This is a genomic window from Aeromonas sp. S18(2024), assembly GCF_041402525.1.
GTDB classification, from domain to species: domain Bacteria; phylum Pseudomonadota; class Gammaproteobacteria; order Enterobacterales; family Aeromonadaceae; genus Aeromonas; species Aeromonas enteropelogenes.
In genome coordinates this window covers 1-19876 of the sequence record NZ_JBGLQV010000004.1, presented here as the reverse complement: position 1 = coordinate 19876, position 19876 = coordinate 1, and the positions used below count along the sequence as shown (strand labels likewise).

At 46.4% G+C, this 19876-nt stretch carries 19 protein-coding genes and 1 pseudogene; 14 read left to right on the top strand and 6 right to left on the bottom strand.

Translation table 11 applies throughout. The annotated features are described in order from the left end of the window. The first annotated feature begins 1 nt into the window (after position 1). Entirely contained in the window at positions 2-232 is a 231-nt protein-coding gene (locus ACB034_RS08630; RefSeq protein WP_005303858.1) for a thioredoxin family protein, read from the top strand. 38 nt (positions 233-270) lie between these two features. On the opposite strand, the gene ACB034_RS08625 is transcribed toward ACB034_RS08630, so the two are convergent. Both ACB034_RS08625 and ACB034_RS08620 read right to left on the bottom strand, forming a co-directional pair. Continuing rightward, complete coding sequence (locus ACB034_RS08625; protein ID WP_197026282.1) at positions 271-459, bottom strand: universal stress protein; 189 nt, start codon at positions 457-459, stop codon at positions 271-273. Positions 460-1076: 617 nt separating this feature from the next. Next, positions 1077-1529: an antitoxin Xre/MbcA/ParS toxin-binding domain-containing protein gene (locus ACB034_RS08620; protein ID WP_371172732.1), complete on the bottom strand. Its 453-nt coding sequence runs from the start codon at positions 1527-1529 to the stop codon at positions 1077-1079. 111 nt (positions 1530-1640) lie between these two features. Here ACB034_RS08620 and ACB034_RS08615 point away from each other — a divergent pair, with 111 nt between their 5' ends. From ACB034_RS08615 to ACB034_RS08605, 3 genes are all read left to right on the top strand, one after another. Then, positions 1641-1832 carry a hypothetical protein gene (locus ACB034_RS08615; RefSeq protein WP_033113929.1) on the top strand — a complete coding sequence of 64 codons (192 nt, stop codon included), beginning with the start codon at positions 1641-1643 and terminating at the stop codon, positions 1830-1832. 297 nt (positions 1833-2129) lie between these two features. Next, positions 2130-3217 (top strand): IS3-like element ISAs22 family transposase gene (locus ACB034_RS08610; protein WP_088821966.1). Its coding sequence is split into 2 segments (ribosomal slippage): positions 2130-2382 and positions 2382-3217, totalling 1089 coding nucleotides; the frame shifts between segments, so codons are not numbered across the junction. 417 nt (positions 3218-3634) lie between these two features. After that, positions 3635-4042 carry an H-NS family nucleoid-associated regulatory protein gene (locus ACB034_RS08605; protein WP_371172595.1) on the top strand — a complete coding sequence of 136 codons (408 nt, stop codon included), beginning with the start codon at positions 3635-3637 and terminating at the stop codon, positions 4040-4042. 397 nt (positions 4043-4439) lie between these two features. On the opposite strand, the gene ACB034_RS08600 is transcribed toward ACB034_RS08605, so the two are convergent. Together ACB034_RS08600 and ACB034_RS08595 are read right to left on the bottom strand one after the other, a co-directional pair. Then, on the bottom strand, positions 4440-5267 hold the full coding sequence (locus ACB034_RS08600; RefSeq protein WP_235671866.1) for a Fic family protein: 828 nt from the start codon (positions 5265-5267) through the stop codon (positions 4440-4442). A gap of 66 nt (positions 5268-5333) precedes the next feature. Continuing rightward, positions 5334-5567, bottom strand: a pseudogene (locus ACB034_RS08595) (DUF4172 domain-containing protein); the annotation flags it as partial. A 445-nt stretch (positions 5568-6012) separates the two neighbouring features. Here ACB034_RS08595 and ACB034_RS08590 point away from each other — a divergent pair. The 4 genes from ACB034_RS08590 to ACB034_RS08575 are packed head-to-tail and all read left to right on the top strand — an operon-like array spanning position 6013 to position 10586. Next, positions 6013-7101 (top strand): CBASS cGAMP-activated phospholipase, encoded by a 1089-nt coding sequence (locus ACB034_RS08590; protein WP_042024858.1) that lies wholly within the window; start codon positions 6013-6015, stop codon positions 7099-7101. Next, on the top strand, positions 7098-8396 hold the full coding sequence (locus ACB034_RS08585; protein ID WP_042024857.1) for a cyclic GMP-AMP synthase DncV-like nucleotidyltransferase: 1299 nt from the start codon (positions 7098-7100) through the stop codon (positions 8394-8396). Before ACB034_RS08590 ends, ACB034_RS08585 begins: the two co-directional genes overlap by 4 nt. 2 nt (positions 8397-8398) lie before the next feature. Then, the gene (locus ACB034_RS08580) at positions 8399-10120 is read left to right on the top strand and encodes a ThiF family adenylyltransferase (protein ID WP_162516529.1); all 1722 of its coding nucleotides are present in this window, start codon (positions 8399-8401) and stop codon (positions 10118-10120) included. Beyond that, positions 10107-10586, top strand: a complete 480-nt coding sequence (locus tag ACB034_RS08575) for a Mov34/MPN/PAD-1 family protein (protein WP_371172594.1) — start codon at positions 10107-10109, stop codon at positions 10584-10586. The genes ACB034_RS08580 and ACB034_RS08575 overlap by 14 nt, the downstream gene beginning before the upstream one ends. 614 nt (positions 10587-11200) lie before the next feature. Here the strand turns inward: ACB034_RS08575 and ACB034_RS08570 are convergent. After that, entirely contained in the window at positions 11201-13021 is a 1821-nt protein-coding gene (locus tag ACB034_RS08570) for a recombinase family protein (RefSeq protein WP_080768683.1), read from the bottom strand. Positions 13022-14431: 1410 nt separating this feature from the next. Here ACB034_RS08570 and rimO point away from each other — a divergent pair. Further along, the gene (gene rimO / locus ACB034_RS08565) at positions 14432-15859 is read left to right on the top strand and encodes a 30S ribosomal protein S12 methylthiotransferase RimO (RefSeq protein WP_371172593.1); all 1428 of its coding nucleotides are present in this window, start codon (positions 14432-14434) and stop codon (positions 15857-15859) included. 118 nt (positions 15860-15977) lie between these two features. On the opposite strand, the gene ACB034_RS08560 is transcribed toward rimO, so the two are convergent. Continuing rightward, positions 15978-16361, bottom strand: coding sequence for a hypothetical protein (locus ACB034_RS08560; protein WP_371172592.1), 384 nt, complete (start codon positions 16359-16361; stop codon positions 15978-15980). 1 nt (position 16362) lies between these two features. On the opposite strand from ACB034_RS08560, the gene ACB034_RS08555 reads away from it, so the two are divergent. From ACB034_RS08555 to ACB034_RS08535, 5 genes are all read left to right on the top strand, one after another. Beyond that, positions 16363-16635 (top strand): hypothetical protein, encoded by a 273-nt coding sequence (locus ACB034_RS08555; RefSeq protein ID WP_058060093.1) that lies wholly within the window; start codon positions 16363-16365, stop codon positions 16633-16635. A gap of 83 nt (positions 16636-16718) precedes the next feature. Next, positions 16719-17441 (top strand): NYN domain-containing protein, encoded by a 723-nt coding sequence (locus ACB034_RS08550; RefSeq protein ID WP_139407916.1) that lies wholly within the window; start codon positions 16719-16721, stop codon positions 17439-17441. Between the two features lie 128 nt (positions 17442-17569). Next, positions 17570-18202, top strand: coding sequence for a sugar isomerase domain-containing protein (locus ACB034_RS08545; RefSeq protein ID WP_371172731.1), 633 nt, complete (start codon positions 17570-17572; stop codon positions 18200-18202). A gap of 55 nt (positions 18203-18257) precedes the next feature. Further along, positions 18258-18953, top strand: a complete 696-nt coding sequence (locus ACB034_RS08540) for a hypothetical protein (RefSeq protein ID WP_371172591.1) — start codon at positions 18258-18260, stop codon at positions 18951-18953. A 157-nt stretch (positions 18954-19110) separates the two neighbouring features. Beyond that, on the top strand, positions 19111-19626 hold the full coding sequence (locus ACB034_RS08535; protein WP_338611966.1) for an AAA family ATPase: 516 nt from the start codon (positions 19111-19113) through the stop codon (positions 19624-19626). The last annotated feature ends 250 nt before the right edge of the window (positions 19627-19876 follow it).

The following is a 19876-nucleotide window of genomic DNA, read 5'->3' as shown; positions in this document are numbered from 1 at the left end:
GATGAAAAATGTAAAAGTGCTCGGCATCGGCTGCGCCAACTGCAAGAACACTGTTCAACTTATCCAGCAGGTGGTGGATGAGCTTGGTGTGTCAATTCAGCTTGAGAAGGTGGAGTCATTGCCCGAGATAATGAAGTACAAGGTGATGTCTACGCCAGCAGTCGTCATCGATGACAAGGTAGTACATGCCGGTGGGATACCTGCCAGAGAGGCGGTGCAAAGCTGGTTCTGATACACGCAGGGGCAGGTTATCCCGCCCCTGCTACTAAATTACCTCAGCAACAGCAGAGAGGCTTTGGTCGTTTTCAGTATCCCCGCTGTCGTGCTTCCCACAATGAACTGCCTGATCCGTGAGTGACCGTAAGCCCCCATCACTATAAGGTTGCAACCCACCTCTACCGCATGCTGGCAAACCACTGGCACCACATCCCCTTGCAGCAGTATTGCTTCAACCCTGATACCAGCTCAAGACCTATTTGGCTTGTGCATGCGGGCGTTTGGGCTCGTCACTTGCTGACCATCACCCAGTCACATTCCAGCCCCTTGAGTTTCGGGCGGCATAGTGCATGAAAGCCCAACAGTACCACCACAATGGAATTCTTATGGGTGTGCATGGCGTTTTCGATAATTATCGTTCTGTCAGGTATAACTAACCGCTCTTGGTAGAAAGTTTATTTCTGAAAATGCATATTTATAATTCCGCCCTTGGCGGAGAATGCAACCAGATATTTATTGCTTTCATCAAGCGTGTACTATTTCTACTTTTCTAGAGTGTATTCATTGCTTGATGGTCTTCTCAAGGAGTATTGATTTTTATGAAGATGGATTTAATTTCTACATTCCATGTTTATATTTAACTTGGAAGAGAAAACAAGGTGGGAAAGTAAAACCTGGTTTCTCTTCGCTGCGTCGCAGCGGAATGTTGAAATGGAAAAATTAATTTATAGCTCTCATAATTAGTAAATGGACAGTTTTCCGAATTTTTCAAGTGGGGTAAATGAAATAAATTTCAAAAAATGATGAGATTGGTTGTTTTTGAAGCATTCTGTGGGGGTTCGCCTACCACAACCCTCGATTTAGTTGCACACCCCATGCTGAATCCGTCCCACCAAATTCACAACAGCCTGAACCCCCATTGGTGTAGCCAACAACTTAACTGGGGCTACGCCACCTAGGCCCCAGGCGGTGCGGTTTAACCACGACAGTGTCTTGACGGTATCGTCCCTGTGAAAGGCGAGAACCGCATCGAGGGCCTGTGCAACTCCGTATACCCTGGCACCCTGAGATATTGATAGGGGGGCTGTAATCCGCAGCTTGCGGGCCAGTGTACTCCGGCTAATACCAGCCCACTGGCAAACCATCCCCACATCAGTCTTCATCAATTCAGCGAGCCGATAGAGTATGTCCGGTGCTACGCCAGCCACGATCCATTGATGTGCTCCTAGTGGGTCACGAGGAATACCAAGACCTTCTAGGAGACGGTTCGGAGTAACTGCGTCACTACTAGGATGATAGGTTGCATAGGGCATCATGTAGCACTCCTCATTGTACAAACACGACCTCTCATGAGCTATCCTACCCCAAACTGTCGTTTTGAGTGGAAAATTAACAACCAAATGCCCCTACATTGAGGAGGGCTGATGACCGAGTTGGTCTGTACTGAACCAGGTTTAGGCATTGAGCTGGGGACTACTTTTCAGGTTCTATCGGAGAACGGCTCTGAATGGGAAATCCTGTTGGGGAATGAATACCGAAGGGTCAACAAACGCAGCGGGCGCGTTACAGGTTGGAAAACACCTCCAAAATTTGAGTGCAAAGACATCCAAAAATAACATATCAAATGAGTGCTCAATGCTGGTTATGCCAGTAATAATGTTGACTAGCGGCTTCACCTTCTCATAAAATCAAGACATAGGGAGAGTCGCTACCCTAAGTGCGAAGTTGAAACAAGGGAGAGTCGCTACCCTGAGTGCGAAGTTGAAAAAAATGCTGAAACCCTGCCTCGTTGCGGGGTTTTTTGCTTTCTGGAGACATTGATGTGTAGTGGCCTAGTCATCCGGTAATCCCCCCGAAAAACTGAGGTGCTCATAAGTAGAATTTTCTCGTATCTTGAACGCAGGAGGTTCTACATGAAAACATCACGCTTTAGCGATGCACAGATCATCGCCATCCTCAAGCAGGCCGAGTCTGGTTCACCCGTCCCTGAGCTCTGCCGTGAGCATGGCATCAGCTCCGCCACCTTCTACAAGTGGCGCTCCAAATTCGGTGGCATGGATGCCTCTCTCATGGCGCGCCTCAAAGAGCTGGAAGAGGAAAATCGTCGCCTTAAGAAGATGTATGCCGAGGAGCGCCTAAAGGCTGAGATCATCTCCGAGGCGATGGCAAAAAAGTGGTGACGCCATCTGCCCGCAGGGAGATGGCGACCAAGGCTGTGGCTCATTACGCCATTTCTATCCGTCTGGCTTGCCAGGTGTTCAAGGTGAGCGAGGGTTGCTACCGTTATCAGCCCGTGCTGGCTGATGAAAACCAGGAGATTGCCGACTGGCTGCTGCGCCTCACCGCCAACCAGCGCAACTGGGGTTTCGGACTGTGCTTCCTGTACCTGCGTAACGTCAAAGGCTTTGGCTGGAACCACAAGCGGGTCTACCGGATCTATCGGGCGCTAGAGCTCAATCTGCGGATAAAACCCAAGAAGCGGCTAGTGCGGGCCAAGCCGGAGCCGTTGGCAGTCCCTGACCAACCGAATCACTGTTGGTCGATGGACTTTATGCATGACCAGCTCAGCGATGGTCGTTCGGTGCGGTTGTTTAATGTGATCGATGACTTCAATCGCGAAGCACTGTGCATCGAGGTGGATTTTTCCTTGCCTGCCTCGCGAGTCAAACGGGTGCTGGAGCAGGTCATCGAGTGGCGGGGCAAACCAGCCGCAATCCGCTGTGATAATGGTCCGGAATACATCAGCGAAGAGCTCAAGCAATGGGCGCAGCAGAAGAGGATTGCGCTGAGGTATATCCAGCCAGGCAACCCGCAGCAGAATGCCTACATAGAGCGATTTAACCGCACTGTGCGTTACGACTGGTTGGGCCATTACCTGTTTGAGTCACTGAATGAGTTACAGGAATTTGCCACGAACTGGCTGTGGGTTTATAACCATGAGCGGCCCAATATGGCGCTGGGCGGCTACACGCCGAAACAGCGCTTGGCACAGGCCGCATGACCTCTACTTTTGAGTGCTCCAAAAAATGGGGGGATTACCATCCAAGACTACCTCTTAAGTTAAGAGGGGCGAAGTGTCTGGATCCTCAAGGGGCAAATCTAAAATTTCTTATCATCGACTCATTCTGTGAGCCAATGATATTGTCCTATCGGCTCATTTCGTGAGCCGATCAAGATCGTTCATCGGCTCATCTGGTGAGGTGGTCTCAACGCTCACTACCACCTAGATTTAATTTTTGGCTACATAGTTTCATATAAGATTGGAGCTTGGTCACCAAGCGACTCCAAACGCGATTTCGCTCACGTCTTTTTGAATAATGCTATTTCTATAATCGTCTTGGTGCCAAAAACAGTGGTGCTAATACTGGGGTTGAGAGATAATTTCACTGATATAAAAATGTGATACATGAGGATAAAAATGAACGATTTTTTGAAAACCTTGTTGAATATCCGTAGTCTGCGAGCTGCATTGCGTGAGTTGTCATTTGAGCAACTGGTCGAAGTTAAAGAAAAATTTGATGAGGTTTTTGCTGAGCGTGAGCAGCAAGAAACCAAATTGAGAGAGGAATCTGCCGAGCGCCTGCAAAAATTGGCTGAGTTTACCGCGATGCTGAAAGACGCTGGCATCGATCCGAGTGAGCTTGTTGGTACTGCCGCTCCGGCGAAGGCTGACGGTTCAGCTAAAGCGAAACGCGCACCTCGTCCTGCAAAATACAAGTACACCGAAGGCGGTCAGGAGAAAACCTGGACTGGCCAAGGTCGCATGCCCAAGACCATCGCAGAAGCAGTGGCTAATGGTCGTGCATTGGAAGAGTTTTTGATCTAGTGCTGAGAGCCCATGCCAGCTCGGCGTGGGCCTTTAATTCTATCTGTAGTAGGAGCACCGTATGGGGAGGACATTGGAGGATATGATTTCATCCGAATCACCCGAGGTTGTCCAGAGAGCCAAGGCTCTTGCCGAAGAGCAACTGGTACGTCTCAGTGTGACCAAACTGCTTTCAAATCTCGGGCCTGGTGATGTTCCTGCAATAGATCCCGATGTTCTCGATAGTTTGTTATCACTCAAAAGATTAGTTGAGAGCCATGACTGTCGGTTAAGTCTATTCGTTCATATGCCTGACGGCACACATCATGGCGTCAACATTTAACTAAATAGCATCATTTGTACACCAATCGCAGCTCTCATCTACCAGATGAAATTAACGCCCCATGGCGATGCTTTTTCAAACTCCCTCGGTGTGCAAGCGGATCTGATAGCGTGTATTGCGTCCGCCACCAGGTAATTTCTCAATGCACCCCCTACCCACCAATTCGGCCAGATGGCGTGTAGCCGTCGCCTTGCTGACTCCGGCGACTTTTTGATATTGGCTGGCGTTGATGCCATTTTCAAAACCTTGTTGGCCGCCATCCAATAAACGGTTAATAACCTTGGTTTGCTCTGGACTCAGACCATCATGACAGTGCTGCAACCAGAAATGTTTTTTGGCAAGAGAACGATCAATAACCTGTAATGCCAACTCTATGGAGTAATCCAGTGTGTCGAGGAACCAACAGATCCAGGAGGTAATATCTAGCGAGCCCCTCTGCGCTGACTCAAGCGCTCGATAGTAGTCACCCCGCAGCTCTAGAATGGCAACTGACATGGCATACAGCCGGATGCTGTGGCTGTCAGCCTGTGACAGCGCGAGATCGGTCAGTGCCCGCGTGAGCCGCCCATTGCCATCATCAACGGGATGCAGGGTCACGAACCAGAAATGGATGATTGCGGCACGAAGAAGCGGATCCATCGTGGGGTCATGCCGAGTCTGGTTAAACCAGGGGATGAACTCGGCCAGTTGATCGTCCAGAGTTGCTCTGGGCGGTGCCTCAAAATGCACGGTGGGGCGATCAACACGCCCAGAGACAACCTGCATCGGCTCATCTCCTCGCAACTGCCCTACGTTCACTGGCTGCACCGACCATTCGTTGGCGGGGAACAGCCAACGATGCCATTGGTAAAGTCGTTCAATTGTCAGTGGTTGTTCATGGTTGTCGATGGCATCCAGCATCATGGCCGCGAGCCCCTCTGAGCGCTCTGATACTGGATAGGACTGAGTTTGTGGGCTCCCTAACCGCCTAGCCAGGGATGAACGCACGGATTGTGCATTGAGGCGTTCGCCTTCGATAGCGGACGAGGCGATGATGTTAGCCAATAACGTGTCCAACGTTTGGTCGGGGTTCCCCAACCTGGAATGACTACCGATTAGAATTCCCTGCCTGCGTTGCACCTGCCGTAATCTGGGCAATATCTCGCTATCCTGCCAACGAAAATGGGGCCAGTCGGCTTGTTGCCAAATCCAAAATGGTTCCATTATTTCCTCATCCAACGTGCTAGGGTCTCAATAATGAGCCGACCTATCCCATCATTCGGCTCAACATTTGAGCTGAATATAACACATGCAGCACACTATCAGAGCAAGTAATGAGGATGCAGCTCTAGCCCGCAGAGCTTCAACATAACTACATATCTGGAATGACGTGCAATACGCATTTCATAAGCTTTTCTAGCCTCATTCATCGCCGATATATGTTGGCCTGTGCCCGCTCATACTGCACAGTGAGTGGTTCTACCAAGGCAGGTGACCCGTGGAGAAAAGACCAAAGAGTAACAGTAACTTGGAGCAGGGTTAGCTGTTATCAGAACAGTTCATTTTGGCAACAGCGCCGTAGAGTAGCCGTTACAGTGTTCTTTTTACGCTCCCCATTGAAGTGAGCACAGAATCCCCGCATATTGTGTACGGTTCTAATGGAGGCTCCATGAACGACTCTAACAAGCAATTCAAAATCCTGTCTTTGAACGGTGGAGGGGTGCGTGGTCTCTTCTCAATTACCATTTTAGCGGAACTAGAACGGGTTCTGGCTGAGCGCAACAACAATCCTGATTTGGCCATCGGTAATTACTTCGACATGATCACCGGGGCTTCCATCGGCGGAATAATTGCCATTGCTTTGGCTGATGGTCAGAAAGCTAGAGACTTGCAGGGCAAGTTTCACAAAGCAGCTCCAGATATTTTCCCTCGCCAGAGTTGGGTGCCCAATTGTGTTCGAAACATATACCAGCTAGGTAAGCTGTTGCTGAGCCCCCTCTATAAGGCTAACAACCTGGAAAAAGCAGTGACTGAGATCGTGGGAACCGGCAAGACGGTCAGATCGCTAAAACGACGCCTGCTCATCCCAACGGTCAACCTGAGCACAGGTCGCCCTTTGTTCATCAAAACCTGTCATAACTCCCTGTTCACCCGAGATGATCAATTCACCTTGGTTGATGTAGCCATGGCTACATCTGCTGCCCCCACCTACTTCCTACCTCACTATATCGAGTGGCAGAGTGCGTATTTTGCCGATGGAGGCTTACTAGCAAACAATCCATCATTCGTCGCCTATCATGAAGCGCTGAATTATCTGGATGATGAGGAGTTTAAGGGTATAACAGCAAACGATATCAAAATTCTTAATATTGGAACCCTCTCCAACGATTTTTGTATCAATCCCAATAACATCTCTAGGTGGTTCCCTGGGTACTTTGGCCTTTGGGGCGGTGGAAAGGCACTCATTGAGACAGTCATGTCCTCCTCGCAGAAAATGCACGGGTTCATGGCCGGTAAGGCACTAAATCGAGAAGGCATGCCCCCTTGCTATTTCTCGCTTGATGAAACCGTGCCTGATCAACAGGCTCGAGTCATCTCGTTAGACAATGCGAGCGAAGAGTCACTGAAAGCACTTGTCGCGTGGGGAAAATCTGTAGCAACCACAGCTACTGGCAAAAAAGCACTTATCGAGACTTTCTTTAGCACGGAGGCTCCAGCCTTCATTCACCCCACCGACCGTAAGGAAGCGTCAGAATGAAATGGTCAGCACATCTATATCTTACCAATACCAATGACGGTCTCATGAAAAGACTGGAGCCTACCAGCACCGACAAGGCTTCTCTCGAGAAACTTAAGGACACGATCAGAATTCGGACAAAGGGTGTATTCACAGAAGCAAAAGATGTCGTCAAAATGCTGGCCAGCCGTTCTCGGAGCTCAACGAATATCCAACTCGTAGAAAGTGCAATTAGGAAAACCAACCTGCGCTATCTTGACAATGCAGATGTCCAGCGAGTTGTGAAACTGCTCTTGGATATGAGTGATGACGCACGCGGAGCCTTCTTGAATACAGAGCCAAGATTTTGGGTTCAAGGAAGTTACAAGTACAAAACACTGAACAAGCCATATCATAAACCGCCACAACAGATGGACATTGATGATGGTACATACATGCCTATGGATATGTTCAAAGAGCAACCGTTAGTCGGCCATGAGCTTCTTCTCCTACTTGTAGATGCATCGCTAGCATCTTTGGCAGAAGAAAACTACAACTGGAAAGCATTAAAGAAGCCTACTTGTGGACGTATTGTCATCGAAGATAGAAATGTGCATGTAGATGTGCCCATGTATGCAATCCCAAGAGATCAGTTTGAAACTCGAGAAGTGGCATTGAACTCTGTCGCAGGGATGGATTCACTGAATGAAAGTGTTCTCAGTAAGTCAGCCACTCGAAAGCTTGATGAAAATTGTGTTTACTTGGCTGTCAGAGGAAAGGATAAGTGGATTAAGTCAGATCCAGAAATCGTTGCGCGTTGGTTCAGGAGCGCAGTAGCGCGACATGGTGACCCTATGCGGCAGGTCTGTCGATACCTGAAGGCTTGGCGAGATGTGCAGTGGAAATCTCCTGAATTATCCTCCATAGCTCTTATGAAATGCGTCGTTGACACCTTTGATAATACACCTATGCCTGACACAAAAGATCATGGTGAACTTTTGTTAAAAGTAACAGAACAGTTGGCCACCAAGTTAAGGGATGGAGTGGAAAGTCCAGATGCCTCAGATGAAGGTCGCTTGTTGTTTCCCAAGGAAAAGATGGATGATAATACGGTTCAGAGCATTATCTCGAAAGCAGAGACTCTGCACGAAGAACTTAATCGAGCACTGAATAGGCTCTCAACAAAGAACGAAGTACTGAAAACTCTAAATGGACTTTTTGGTGACAGTGTTGTAAACGAAGAGCTTATCAAGCCTTGGGTTGCCATACCTGCATACCAACAACAACGACAACCTCAACGACAAAGCCAAATGACCGATTCAATGACGAGTGGTTGATAGTGACTATCCATAACTTGTTATTACATAGCGGCTTTCGATATGTCGAGAGTCGCAACATCACCGGCCTACCAATTTCTCTACCGAGAGAGTGTCCAGCCTATATAAAAGCCTACCAAACACAGGCAGGTGAATTCATTATTGCTGTAGTTAGGCCAAGAGAAGATCTTAGTCGCTTGCCGGAAACTTACGTTATCAGTCGCCCTGCCAACTTAATCGGTATGGCCTTACCTCACATAAGCAGTTTCCAAAGATTATGTTTGGTGAACCAGGACACTGCCGATTGGGATCCCCAACACCCACCTGCTGTAATTACCATGTTAAACAGCCTGATCCAGCAAGCATTGGACAATGCCGTAACAGCTGGCCATCAACGGCAAGAGGAATTTCAAACCGAGTTTGTGAACTACTGGAATGGGGTCGTGGATGCTTACATTTATGGTGATGCAGGCAAGCTGTCAGGTACAAAATTCTCATACAAGTCGCTGAAAGTGGCAACCTCAGCAGATGGACAAACAGACAAAGAATATGTTGTCTTCCACAACGCTGGGCAAAGGGATGACTGGTTTAGGTTACGAGGAGAAAAACCGGCTGTGGGCATTGATGGCGACGTGACCGTTGTCAGAGTTAACAACACTGCGATAGCACCAAGTAAATGGCCGCCTCAATCACTCAGGGAAGTCTTTGATTGGTTAAAATCTGCTGACCTCCCTGCTCATGACTCACTGGCCAATGGAATACTCACCAGGCTCACCAAGGGCAGGCAAATGGTGTTGTTCGATATTTCGAACGAAGGCATCATTGGCTTTGAAGTCTGCTTCAGTAAAGCCACCCAGACGATCCTGAAACACCGTACAACGGAACGAGCTAAATCTAGGGGAGGTAAACACAAACTAAAGCTCGGCTCTACCCTTCCTATGCTCAGATCAAAATCCGCAACGACCGCATTCTCTCGCTTAAATGTGAGCTCGATAAGCGACCAAGAGCTTCAACGGCGCAACAGACCTGTTTTCCTTGATCTTGAGAACAAGCAAATCTTGATAATTGGCTGCGGCACCATTGGTGGCTTTGCTGCTCAGCTGCTTGCCAAGGTAGGAGCAGGGCGTGGCAATACCGGTCGGCTAGTTCTCTGTGACAGTGACATTCTGTCTCCAGGCAATCTGAGTCGGCATGCTCTCCCAGCCACTTATATCGGTTGGAATAAAGCTGAGGCCCTAAGTAAGCTAATAAAGCGTGACTCTTTGGGCAATCCAAGAATAGATGTCAAACCTTATCGTTTTGAAATGAATGAAGATAATATTCGTGGCTATGATATTGTGATCGATGCTACTGGTCACGCCCCAACAGGTAAAATGCTCAGTTACTTGGCTCGAGCTTCTACCCAACGTCCTCCCTTCATCATCCACGGCTACAATGATGCTTATGGTCAAGCGTCTGTTGTTATGATCGACGATGGAAAAGCCTGTTATGAATGTGCCAAGCGTCTCGAGATCCTCAAGGAGGTCGATAGACCTGTAGCTCCTCATCGAGTTTCCTGCGGCAGCATTTTTACACCCTATGATGCTAGCGTCAGCACAATTACTGCCGCACTAATTCAAGAGGCCGTGCTGAATACTCTTCAGGATAAGCTTCCCTGGACCTATGCTCAACACTCGACAGGTAATGTAATTCATCATAAGCGTAGAAAGCTGAAAAAATTTGGAGAATGTAGTGTTTGTTCCTGACGTCAAGGCTGAGCTGACCTTGAGTAATAGAGCTGGTGGACTAATAATCGTTGAGACTGCGGTACTTCATATTTTAAATCGATATCGGCAGTTACATCACAGTCAACCTGAGCAAGGAGGTGTATTTATTGGAGAAATTCGGCCACCTCATATAATAATAACTCACGTTACAGAACCTAGTCCCTACGACCAAGCATCGCGTTTTGGTTTTGTACGTAAAAAACAACACCATCAAGTTATGGTTGATCAACTTTGGCACACATCAGGAGGCTATCTTACTTACATAGGTGAGTGGCATACCCATCCTGAATCGAATCCTTTGCCCTCTGCCACTGACGTATCTAGTTGGCGTAAAGGCTTACCTAAAAACAGCACATCCATAGTAGCGATCATTGGTCAAAAGACTGACTGGTGGGGCTACTGTGAGAATGGTCGCTGTGAAGCATTGAAGCATATACTAATTTGAAAGATACAGTGGTATCTGAAATTTTAAATTCCTAACTATTAAGATGCACTAGGGGAAGGTAATTTTAACCATTTCCCATATTTACCTTGCTATGCACAGCTCAAAAAATGTTGGAAGCAGCTATAGGGTAAATTCATATGGTAGTCATCGAGCAAGCTACAAGACACTCATAGTCTAAGATGCTATTTTTAAAGAAAAATACAACGTTTTCTAGAGAGAATTGAAACACCTAGAGTTCGTTCCCGCAAGTATGCCTGCTGGAAAGGAACTGCGAGGTTAAAATAACAGGCCGGAGCTAATGAAAAACTGGATTTATTGCTGCTGGGTGGCGCTACAGCAAGCATTAGAAAATACTAGGTTGGGTATCAAAAAATATGTAGAGAAATTGGTGGTTTAGTTGAATCTCATTTCCATTTTGGTGGATTCTATCAGTCTTGCAGCTTGCGCTGCATGGGGCCACCACAAAATTTCATTTTTTTTGCTCATTCATATGCATGATGCTACACATCATGCCGTGAATATACAGCATTATTTATCTTAGCAGAATAATTTAGTGGTTTTACATATCAACCATTAGCAATGGCAAAAAGCCTTATCACTAACCGGCATATTAATTACTGGATTTTAGGAACCCAAGTTTCAAATTTTTCAATAGCAGTACGCATTTCCTCAGTCATAGGCTTCTCCTTTAAAACCTTTACTCTTTGATTGAGATATAGTTCATCAGAAATTATAAAATCAGTGCCATTCACCAAGTCTAACATTCTAATTAACTTTCCATCTTTATCGATACACTCGAAGTTATTGACAAATTTATTGTAAGCCAGGAATGCTTCCTCGTTCTCCTGCTGATGGTGCATATCAAAACCGAAGTCGGAGATATACTTATTGTCAATAACAATACCATCGGTACTCATTCCACCAAACAACTCAACCTGAATATAGAAACAGCCAGTAACAGAATGCACCTTTATTGATTTTACTGTCTTATATATTATATCCCTTACCTCGTTCCTTATATCAGCCTGATTGTAGTCAATGTAGTTTGGTGGTATCAGCATATATATATCTGGGTTAATAGAAGCCTCCGCATGACTAATCTCAATGGTCAATTCTTCATTTAACTGTTTACGTTCCCTAGATAATTTATCTAGTCGTTCAGTCAACAGAATATGTATATCTCCCTCTGTGGTAGCTCCCACAGATTGAATCATGATTTCTATTTTTGAACTTATCGATTCTATTTTATTTTTAATCGAAGCAACTTTATTCTCATTTGTATTTTTTTTAGGCTGAAGTATCACGCTGCCAATCAGCAACATTAGTGCATACTCAAAATATCTATTATCAAATGTTGCAGCTGTGCAGCTTTTCACCGAAGTGTCTGACCTTCCGCTGCATTTATAACGGAGCTTTTCATCTTTTTTTCCGGCTTTACTACGGTAGACCTGTAGTGAACTGCCACAGTCCCCACAAGTGGCTATACGCATTCCAGTAACAATGCCCGCAGCGTTTTTCATCTTACTAGTAAACTGTTTTTTTTCACTACGCACTCGCTTAGCTTGTGCAAATTCAGCCTCAGTGCAAACAGCGGGATAATAATTTACCAACAGATGCTCGCGACCATCAATATGAATTATTTTTTCGCCTAAAACTGCACGATCACTTATAATCTTTTTAATAAGATTTATTCCCCACCCCTCTTTATTAGAATTTTGAGCTATTGTAGGGGGGGTATAGCTTTCATCTAAATGCTTTTTAATTGCTATATGCCCCCTCCCTTCTCGAATCATCATAATCATTTCTTTAACTATAGAGAAATAATATGGATGAGGGCGTACAAACCCAGTTGTCGTATCAACCCAAAATTTATTTTTACCGAAGCCATTAATTGCAGCTGGATAACCATCTGCATCGCACTCACCATTTTGATGACGCTTTAATGCAACACGAGCTGCACCAGTAACCCGAGCAGAAAGTTTATTTGTATAATCATTGCTGCTTTCAAGTTTAACTAGTGACAAAATCGCGGATGCAAGATTATCTTTTTGATATACTGCCCCATCAATCCATGTATAAACAACAATATTGGCTGCGAGAATACAGGTTAAGAACTCACTGGCTCTTGTTAACGCTAAGCGAGAGAAACGATCGATGTTTTCCATGGCCAATACAGAGCCGGGTGCAATATGACCTGAACGACTTAGTTCAATAAACCTCCCCAGACATCCATGTTCAATGTTTTCCCCCTTACTGGCTGACATTCCGTTATCTGACATATAGATAACGGGCATGTTACTATATTTTAACTTTGTTGCATCAACCAAAGCCCCCTCAGTCTGACGTTGTACGCCAGTTTTATTACCGGCGGCCTGCTTATCCGTACTTACACGACTATACAGATATAGTGTTGGTGCAGACGACCTTAAATCCATAACATCTCCAAAAATTGATTCTATGACGAGGCTATATATGCTAGATACACAACTATACTTGTACGCCACCGGTACAGTTGAATTAAATTAAAGCAGACATGTCTAGACCAGATACCCAGCTACGACACAATCACTTAGCGCCGTTCATTTTCTGAACACAAACACTATTGCCGACACACGGTATATAACCACTAGCAAACATTTAAATGGAAGGTTATATCCAAAAACACTAGATATCAACCCCCATCAAAAAATAATCACCTCATCAGAAATAAACTATCCATACTCTCTATTATTAATTTCCACTTATATATTTCAGGCTAGGAAGTAGCAAGGAGAAACGAGGGTTCGCAGTCATACTGCCGTAATAATACCACCACCATGGCGATGTCTTGTTCTTTCTCAAGATACGCTTGCTCAAGCGCGAAATGAAGGTTGCGCATATTCGGTGTAGATGACGATAGACTCCAATGATAAAAAGATACTTGACCAAAGTCCGTGATGGTGTGGCACCGAGAACATGATGGTCAGCCGATGAGTTTGGTCAAAATAAGCAGGAAGAACGTGACCACGTAAACATATTAATTAATTATATTGAATGTCACTTCTTTGACCAACTGGCAAGTAAGGAAGAACGGCACATTTCTGCTTTCTGCTTTCTGCTTATCAGTGATAAGCGTACTTATTGCATGCCCCATGCATAATAATCTTTAATATACAAGAGAGACTTTCATATTTTCTCTTCAATAAAAAGCCTGCGAGGGGTAGTAAAACTGGTTTCTCTTCGCTGCGTAGCAGCGGAATGTTGAAACGCTAAAATTTTATTACCTCTCTTATTATTAGTAAATGGACAATTTTTAGAATTTTTCAAGTGGGGGGATGTGAAAAAAAGTTAAAAATCACCTCCCTTGACTAAATTACAACCAACAATGCTGGTTTTTACCTATCCCCCCCGTCGACTTATTACTTATTGACAAACCCCATGCTCAATACAGACTATCAGATCGACAATTACCTGTGCCCCTATCGGTGTAGTCAAGAGTTACTCTGCTTACGAGCAACTCCTGGTACTGGCAGCGAAGTTCGCGGCAACCAGCAGGATGATCAGCACCAGACTGCGATCCATGACGCAGGTTGCAATCAAATCGGCACTGCCTAACTGTTTAGTGTAGATCTCCCCCTCATGCTGTAGGCTGTAGACACTGGCATGAGGAATTCGAGTCAGAACTCGTGACCGAGGACACTGTTGTTGATGATCGCATCGTCATCACCTCTCAAGAAAAGACACAAAATATCGCGCATTGAAATCTAATATCACAGGTTAAAAAATGCACACATCACTTCTTCCTCTTTCCTGCTCATCAGGTATAATCCGCAATCTTTTTTTGCATTAGTGACCAGCGATCCTCTATGACCGTCAACCGTTTTGACCCTAGCTCAGACAGCCTGACACCTGCAACTACGCGGGTTCAGCCATCGGACGACCAACCTGTCCAACAAGCGACTTCCAGCATTATTAGGTCTCACCATCCAAGGATTGGTTTTGTGAGCTTGGGTTGCCCCAAAAACCTGGTCGATTCCGAGCGCATCCTGACCCAGCTGCGTACCGAAGGGTACGACGTGGTGCCCAGCTATGACGATGCCGAGCTGGTCGTCGTCAACACCTGCGGCTTTATCGACAGCGCGGTGCAGGAGTCCCTGGAAGCCATCGGCGAAGCCCTGGCCGAAAACGGCAAGGTGATCGTCACTGGCTGCCTTGGCGCCAAAGAGAACCAGATCCGCGAGATCCACCCCAAGGTGCTCGAGATCACCGGTCCCCACGCCTATGAAGAGGTGCTGGGCCACGTTCACAAATACGTGGAGAAGCCGCAACACAACCCCTTTACCAGCCTGGTGCCGGCCCACGGCGTCAAGCTGACCCCGCGTCACTACGCCTACCTGAAGATTTCCGAAGGCTGCAACCACCGCTGCACCTTCTGCATCATCCCCTCCATGCGCGGGGATCTGGTGAGCCGCCCCATCGGCGAGGTACTGGCCGAGGCCAAGCGCCTGAAAGAGGCCGGCGTGAAGGAGATCCTGGTGATCTCCCAGGACACCTCCGCCTACGGCGTGGACGTAAAACACCGCACCGGCTTCTACGACGGCATGCCGGTCAAGACCAGCATGGTCGCCCTGTGCGAAGAGCTGGCCAAGCTCGATATCTGGGTGCGCCTGCACTACGTCTACCCGTACCCGCACGTGGATGACGTCATCCCCCTGATGCGCGATGGCAAGGTATTGCCCTACCTCGATATCCCGCTGCAGCACGCCAGCCCGCGCATCCTGAAGCTGATGAAGCGCCCCGGCACCGTCGAGCGCACCCTGGAGCGGATCCAGAAGTGGCGCGAGATCTGCCCCGAGATCACCCTGCGTTCCACCTTTATCGTCGGCTTCCCGGGCGAGACCGAGGAGGACTTCCAGATGCTGCTCGACTTTATCGACAAGGCGGAGCTGGATCGGGTCGGCTGCTTCAAATACAGCCCGGTGGAAGGGGCCAAGGCCAACGAACTGCCGGATCCCGTGCCCGAAGAGGTACAGGAAGAGCGCTTCCAGCGCTTTATGGAGCTGCAACAGCAGGTCTCCGTCCGCAAGCTCGCCCGCAAGGTCGGCCAGGAGATGACCATCATCATCGACGAAGTGGATGAAGAGGGTGCCACCGGCCGCTCCGCCGCCGATGCCCCCGAGATCGACGGTCTGGTCTACCTCAACGGTGAAACCAGCCTCAAGCCCGGCGACATGGTCAAGGTTCGCATCGACGAAGCCGATGAATATGACCTGTGGGCCAGCCTGATCGGCTAACCTCCTCTCATAATAAAAAGGCGCCCTCGGGCGCTTTTTTATTGCCTGACTATCGGTGGCGATCAGTTAGGATTGCAACCTGATGCGACAGTCATCCAAGGCGAAGCCAAGAAATCCCTCACATCAAGGCCGGTAACCAAATACCGCTTTGCCCATCAAGCTCCACCGATAACCACTCTCGCCAGCCATCAACGAGCAAATAATCACCAGCTGATAACTTATTTATTGATCCCTGGCCGGTTTTTATCGACTCCCTGTTTTGCTCCCCCACCGTCTTGGTTAATATGACCCACTTGGCAACCATTCTTGCAGAGACACATCTGTGCAACCGTTTAGCCATCCACCACATCGCCGGATGACCACAGCAGGCTGGAGGCTGTAATCCACGGGCGGTAGCGTGGGCTTTGCTTCCAGCAAACAATATGAATTCAAACCTAAATACCAAATAATTATTTAAATAAGTAGCAGTGATATAACCTTCATTAAAAGGTGGGTAGCTCATAATGAAAATAGATACCAACAACATTAAAGATGTTGATTTAAAAAACCATCTTCATTTTAAAATCGTCATTGTTGGGACTTCAAATAGAAAAGGTAGTGGGAGAAATAATTGCTCTGGCTATAACATCAACAAACATATATTCAATGGGATGTCTGTTGACGAGTATCAAAATATGATTATTGAAAACTTCTCTAAGAGTGATCCTCAATACTCTTTAACCAAACACTTAAAATATGATATTGAAAAAGGTTTTATTGAGCTTCATGGAATATAAACCTTAGTTCGCAATGAACATTTTACATATTTTAAATAAGTTTAAATTAATTCTTCCTTTTCATTAAAGACAGGGCCGTTTTTGTGAAAAAACAGAACTTTAATATCGCCGTATATATAGACATGGAAAATGTCTCATCTCTCGACTTTATCCTTGAAGATTTAATGAATTCTTTATTAAGTTCAGATGAAGGATTAAATAGTATTTTTGCAATAAAATCAGCATATGGTAACCAGTCTACGTCAAAAAAGACGCTAAAAGAACAAATCATAAACCATAACTTTACGATTTTGGATACACCAAAAATAGGAACAGAGAAAAATAGAGCTGACCTTTTTATCAGCTTAGATGCTTTTGAAACATTATATTTAGGAAACCCACAAATTGATCGCTATTGTTTTCTTACTAGCGATTCTGATTTCACTGTCATTGGTGATAGGCTAAGGAAATTTGGAAAAGAGGTTTGGTTAATTTGCAAGCGTAAGGATAAAGATAGAGCAATTCTTGCTAAATCTTTTGACAACCTAATTTTTCTAGAGGATTTTTCAACTAAAAACACTATTAAGATTGAAAATAAAATTGAGCGATTGTTTGTCGCTGCGATCAAAAACATTAATAGAGATAAATTACCTACAAATGTTTCCATCGCAAATTCTAGTATGAAAACTATAGATCCAAGTTTCGATATTTCTAAAACAGAATATAAAGTATTCATGAATTTAGTCAGAGAAATGAGTAAAAATGGGTACATAAAATATGATTCTCTCCCATCAGGCTTAAATCGTCTCACGGAAATATTAATTTAAGAGAACCAGCTGACCATAACGATAATAGACAAGGATCCCGCCGTTATGTTTGAGTACGTCGAAAAACTACAAGCGCGCATCGCTACCATGGTCAGCCAGAACGAAGCCGGGATCCGGCAGGCGGCCCACTGGTTTGCGAGGCCATCGTTCACAACAAGATGATCCATATGCTGGGCACCGGGCACTCCCATATGGTCGGGCTGGAGGGGTTTATCCGTGCCGGTGGCCTTGGCAATATCAACGCCGTGCTCGACTCCACCGTCACCACCGCCGATGGTGTCCTGCGCAGCTCGGCGCTGGAGAAGCTGCCGGGGCTTGCCGCCATCCTGTGGGAGGAGCAGCCGATTGCGCCGGGGGACCTGATGGTGGTCATCTCCAATTCGGGTCGCAACGCTCTGCCCATCGAGTGGGCCCAGCTTGCCAGAGCGCGCGGCCACAAGGTGATCGCTATTACCTCAGTGGCGCAATCGGCGCAAAACCCGAGTCGTCACCCTTCTGGCCAGAAACTGATGGAGCTGGCCGATCTGGTACTGGACAACTGCGTGCCGCCGGGCGATGGCCTGTGCGAAGTCAATGATCGGGTCACCGGCGCCTTCTCCTCCATCTCCGGCATGGTGCTGATCAATACGCTGGTTGTCGAAGCGCAGAAACTGGCACTGGCACAAGGAGTCACCCCGCTTATTTTCTCCAGCCAGAATGTGGATGGCTTTAATAACGATGATGTTTACCGCCATTTCCAAGGGCGATTGAAGTCGATGTAAAAATCTATATATAGATTTTTTAAATTAAACCATCAACAAAAATTGAGATCACATAGTGGCAGATTATATAAACAAAAACATCCTTAGCCAGGCTTATATTCATGTTGAGCCGAGAGGAATGGAAACCGATGAACAGTTAGAGTCATTCAAGGAAAGTTTAAGAATGTTTTCCTTGACTCGTACTGAGTTCTTTTTATCTGAAGGTCTTGAGATCAATGTTGAGTTTGAAGATGGTTCAATAAAAGCTCGTGTGACTGTAATTGGCACACTAATGCTTCTACTTCAAGGTATTAGTTCTTATAAAGACTTCAGAGAGGGCCTTCAACTTCTGTACTATGATGCAAAATGGCTATCGGATGCCATCATATCGGAATCTTTATATCAAACTAAGGCAAAACATCATGATGTAATCAGAGTGGAGGCTAGAACTGGAATCATTGGCTCCATTCATAAAGTTTTTAATAAGTTGGAAAGCATTAAACGTGGAGCAAAAGGAGCTATGCTCGCCACTGATATTGGCGATAAAATTGATGATGCGCAAAATGAAATATTAAAGTTAATGGATAATATCTGTGATTTAGCTGATAAGGATTTAGTCGCAAAAGAATGTATTGCTTTGGTTAAGGAGCTACCAGAAACACCTGTACCATCCAAAGATAAAGAAAATAAAATTTATGCTATAGATGAGTACAGACGCAAAAAAGCAATTCTAATCGGCGCAATAGAAATCCATCTAATGGCTGATGAATAAAATCAAATTATCTATAACGCAGATGTGCGGTGATACCTAATTTGACAATAAATCTTGATAGCCCGTAGGTTCGAATAGCGAAACGTATTCGGACATTCGCGTCATCACCTCAACTTTCCAGCATCCAGATATCTGTTCCAGAAAAGAGCGCTCATAGATGAAACGTATTCTGATTATTGGCAACTCGGGATCGGGCAAGAGCTGGTTGGCAGCTCGATTGGCTGAGGGGTTAACTATCCGCGAGGTCAATCTCGATACCATCGTCTGGCAGCCGGGCGGCTTTAACCAAAAACGGCCCCAGCATGAGATTGATCATGCCATTCAAACACTTGCTCAAGAGCCATCATGGGTGGTCGAAGGGGTATTTGGTGCCCTGGCCGAGCAACTGCTTGATGCCGCCGATACCCTGCTTTTTCTGGATCTCGACTGGTCTGTATGCCGTGGTTCACTGCTATCGCGAGGGTCACAAAGCGCCAGGCAACGGGATGCAGTGACAGCGGAAAAGAACTTTCAACAACTGCTGGTGTGGGCATCGGAATATGGGCAGCGAGCCGGCAAAAGCTCCCGCCAATTCCATCGCGAGCTGTTTGATCGATTCCCAAACGACAAGCACCGTTTCACGACTCGCACAGAGGTAAATAGCTACCTCACGCAACTGATCACTCATAGCTAACGGGGAACTGGGTGACACAACACGAGCTGGCAAAGATGGGAAGCGCTTAGGTCAATATCCACATGCTGGATGGCACTCCCTGCATCAGAAAAAGCGGAGCATCACCGGTCGAACGCCATTTCTACCAACGCGCAGCCCCTGTAGTGGTCTAATCATCCCGGACACCATTTTAGGTGGTACAGTCGCCACCCAGACCTGAGGTGTTCAATGACAAGATTACGTCGCTCATTTACTGCCGAGTTCAAGCTGG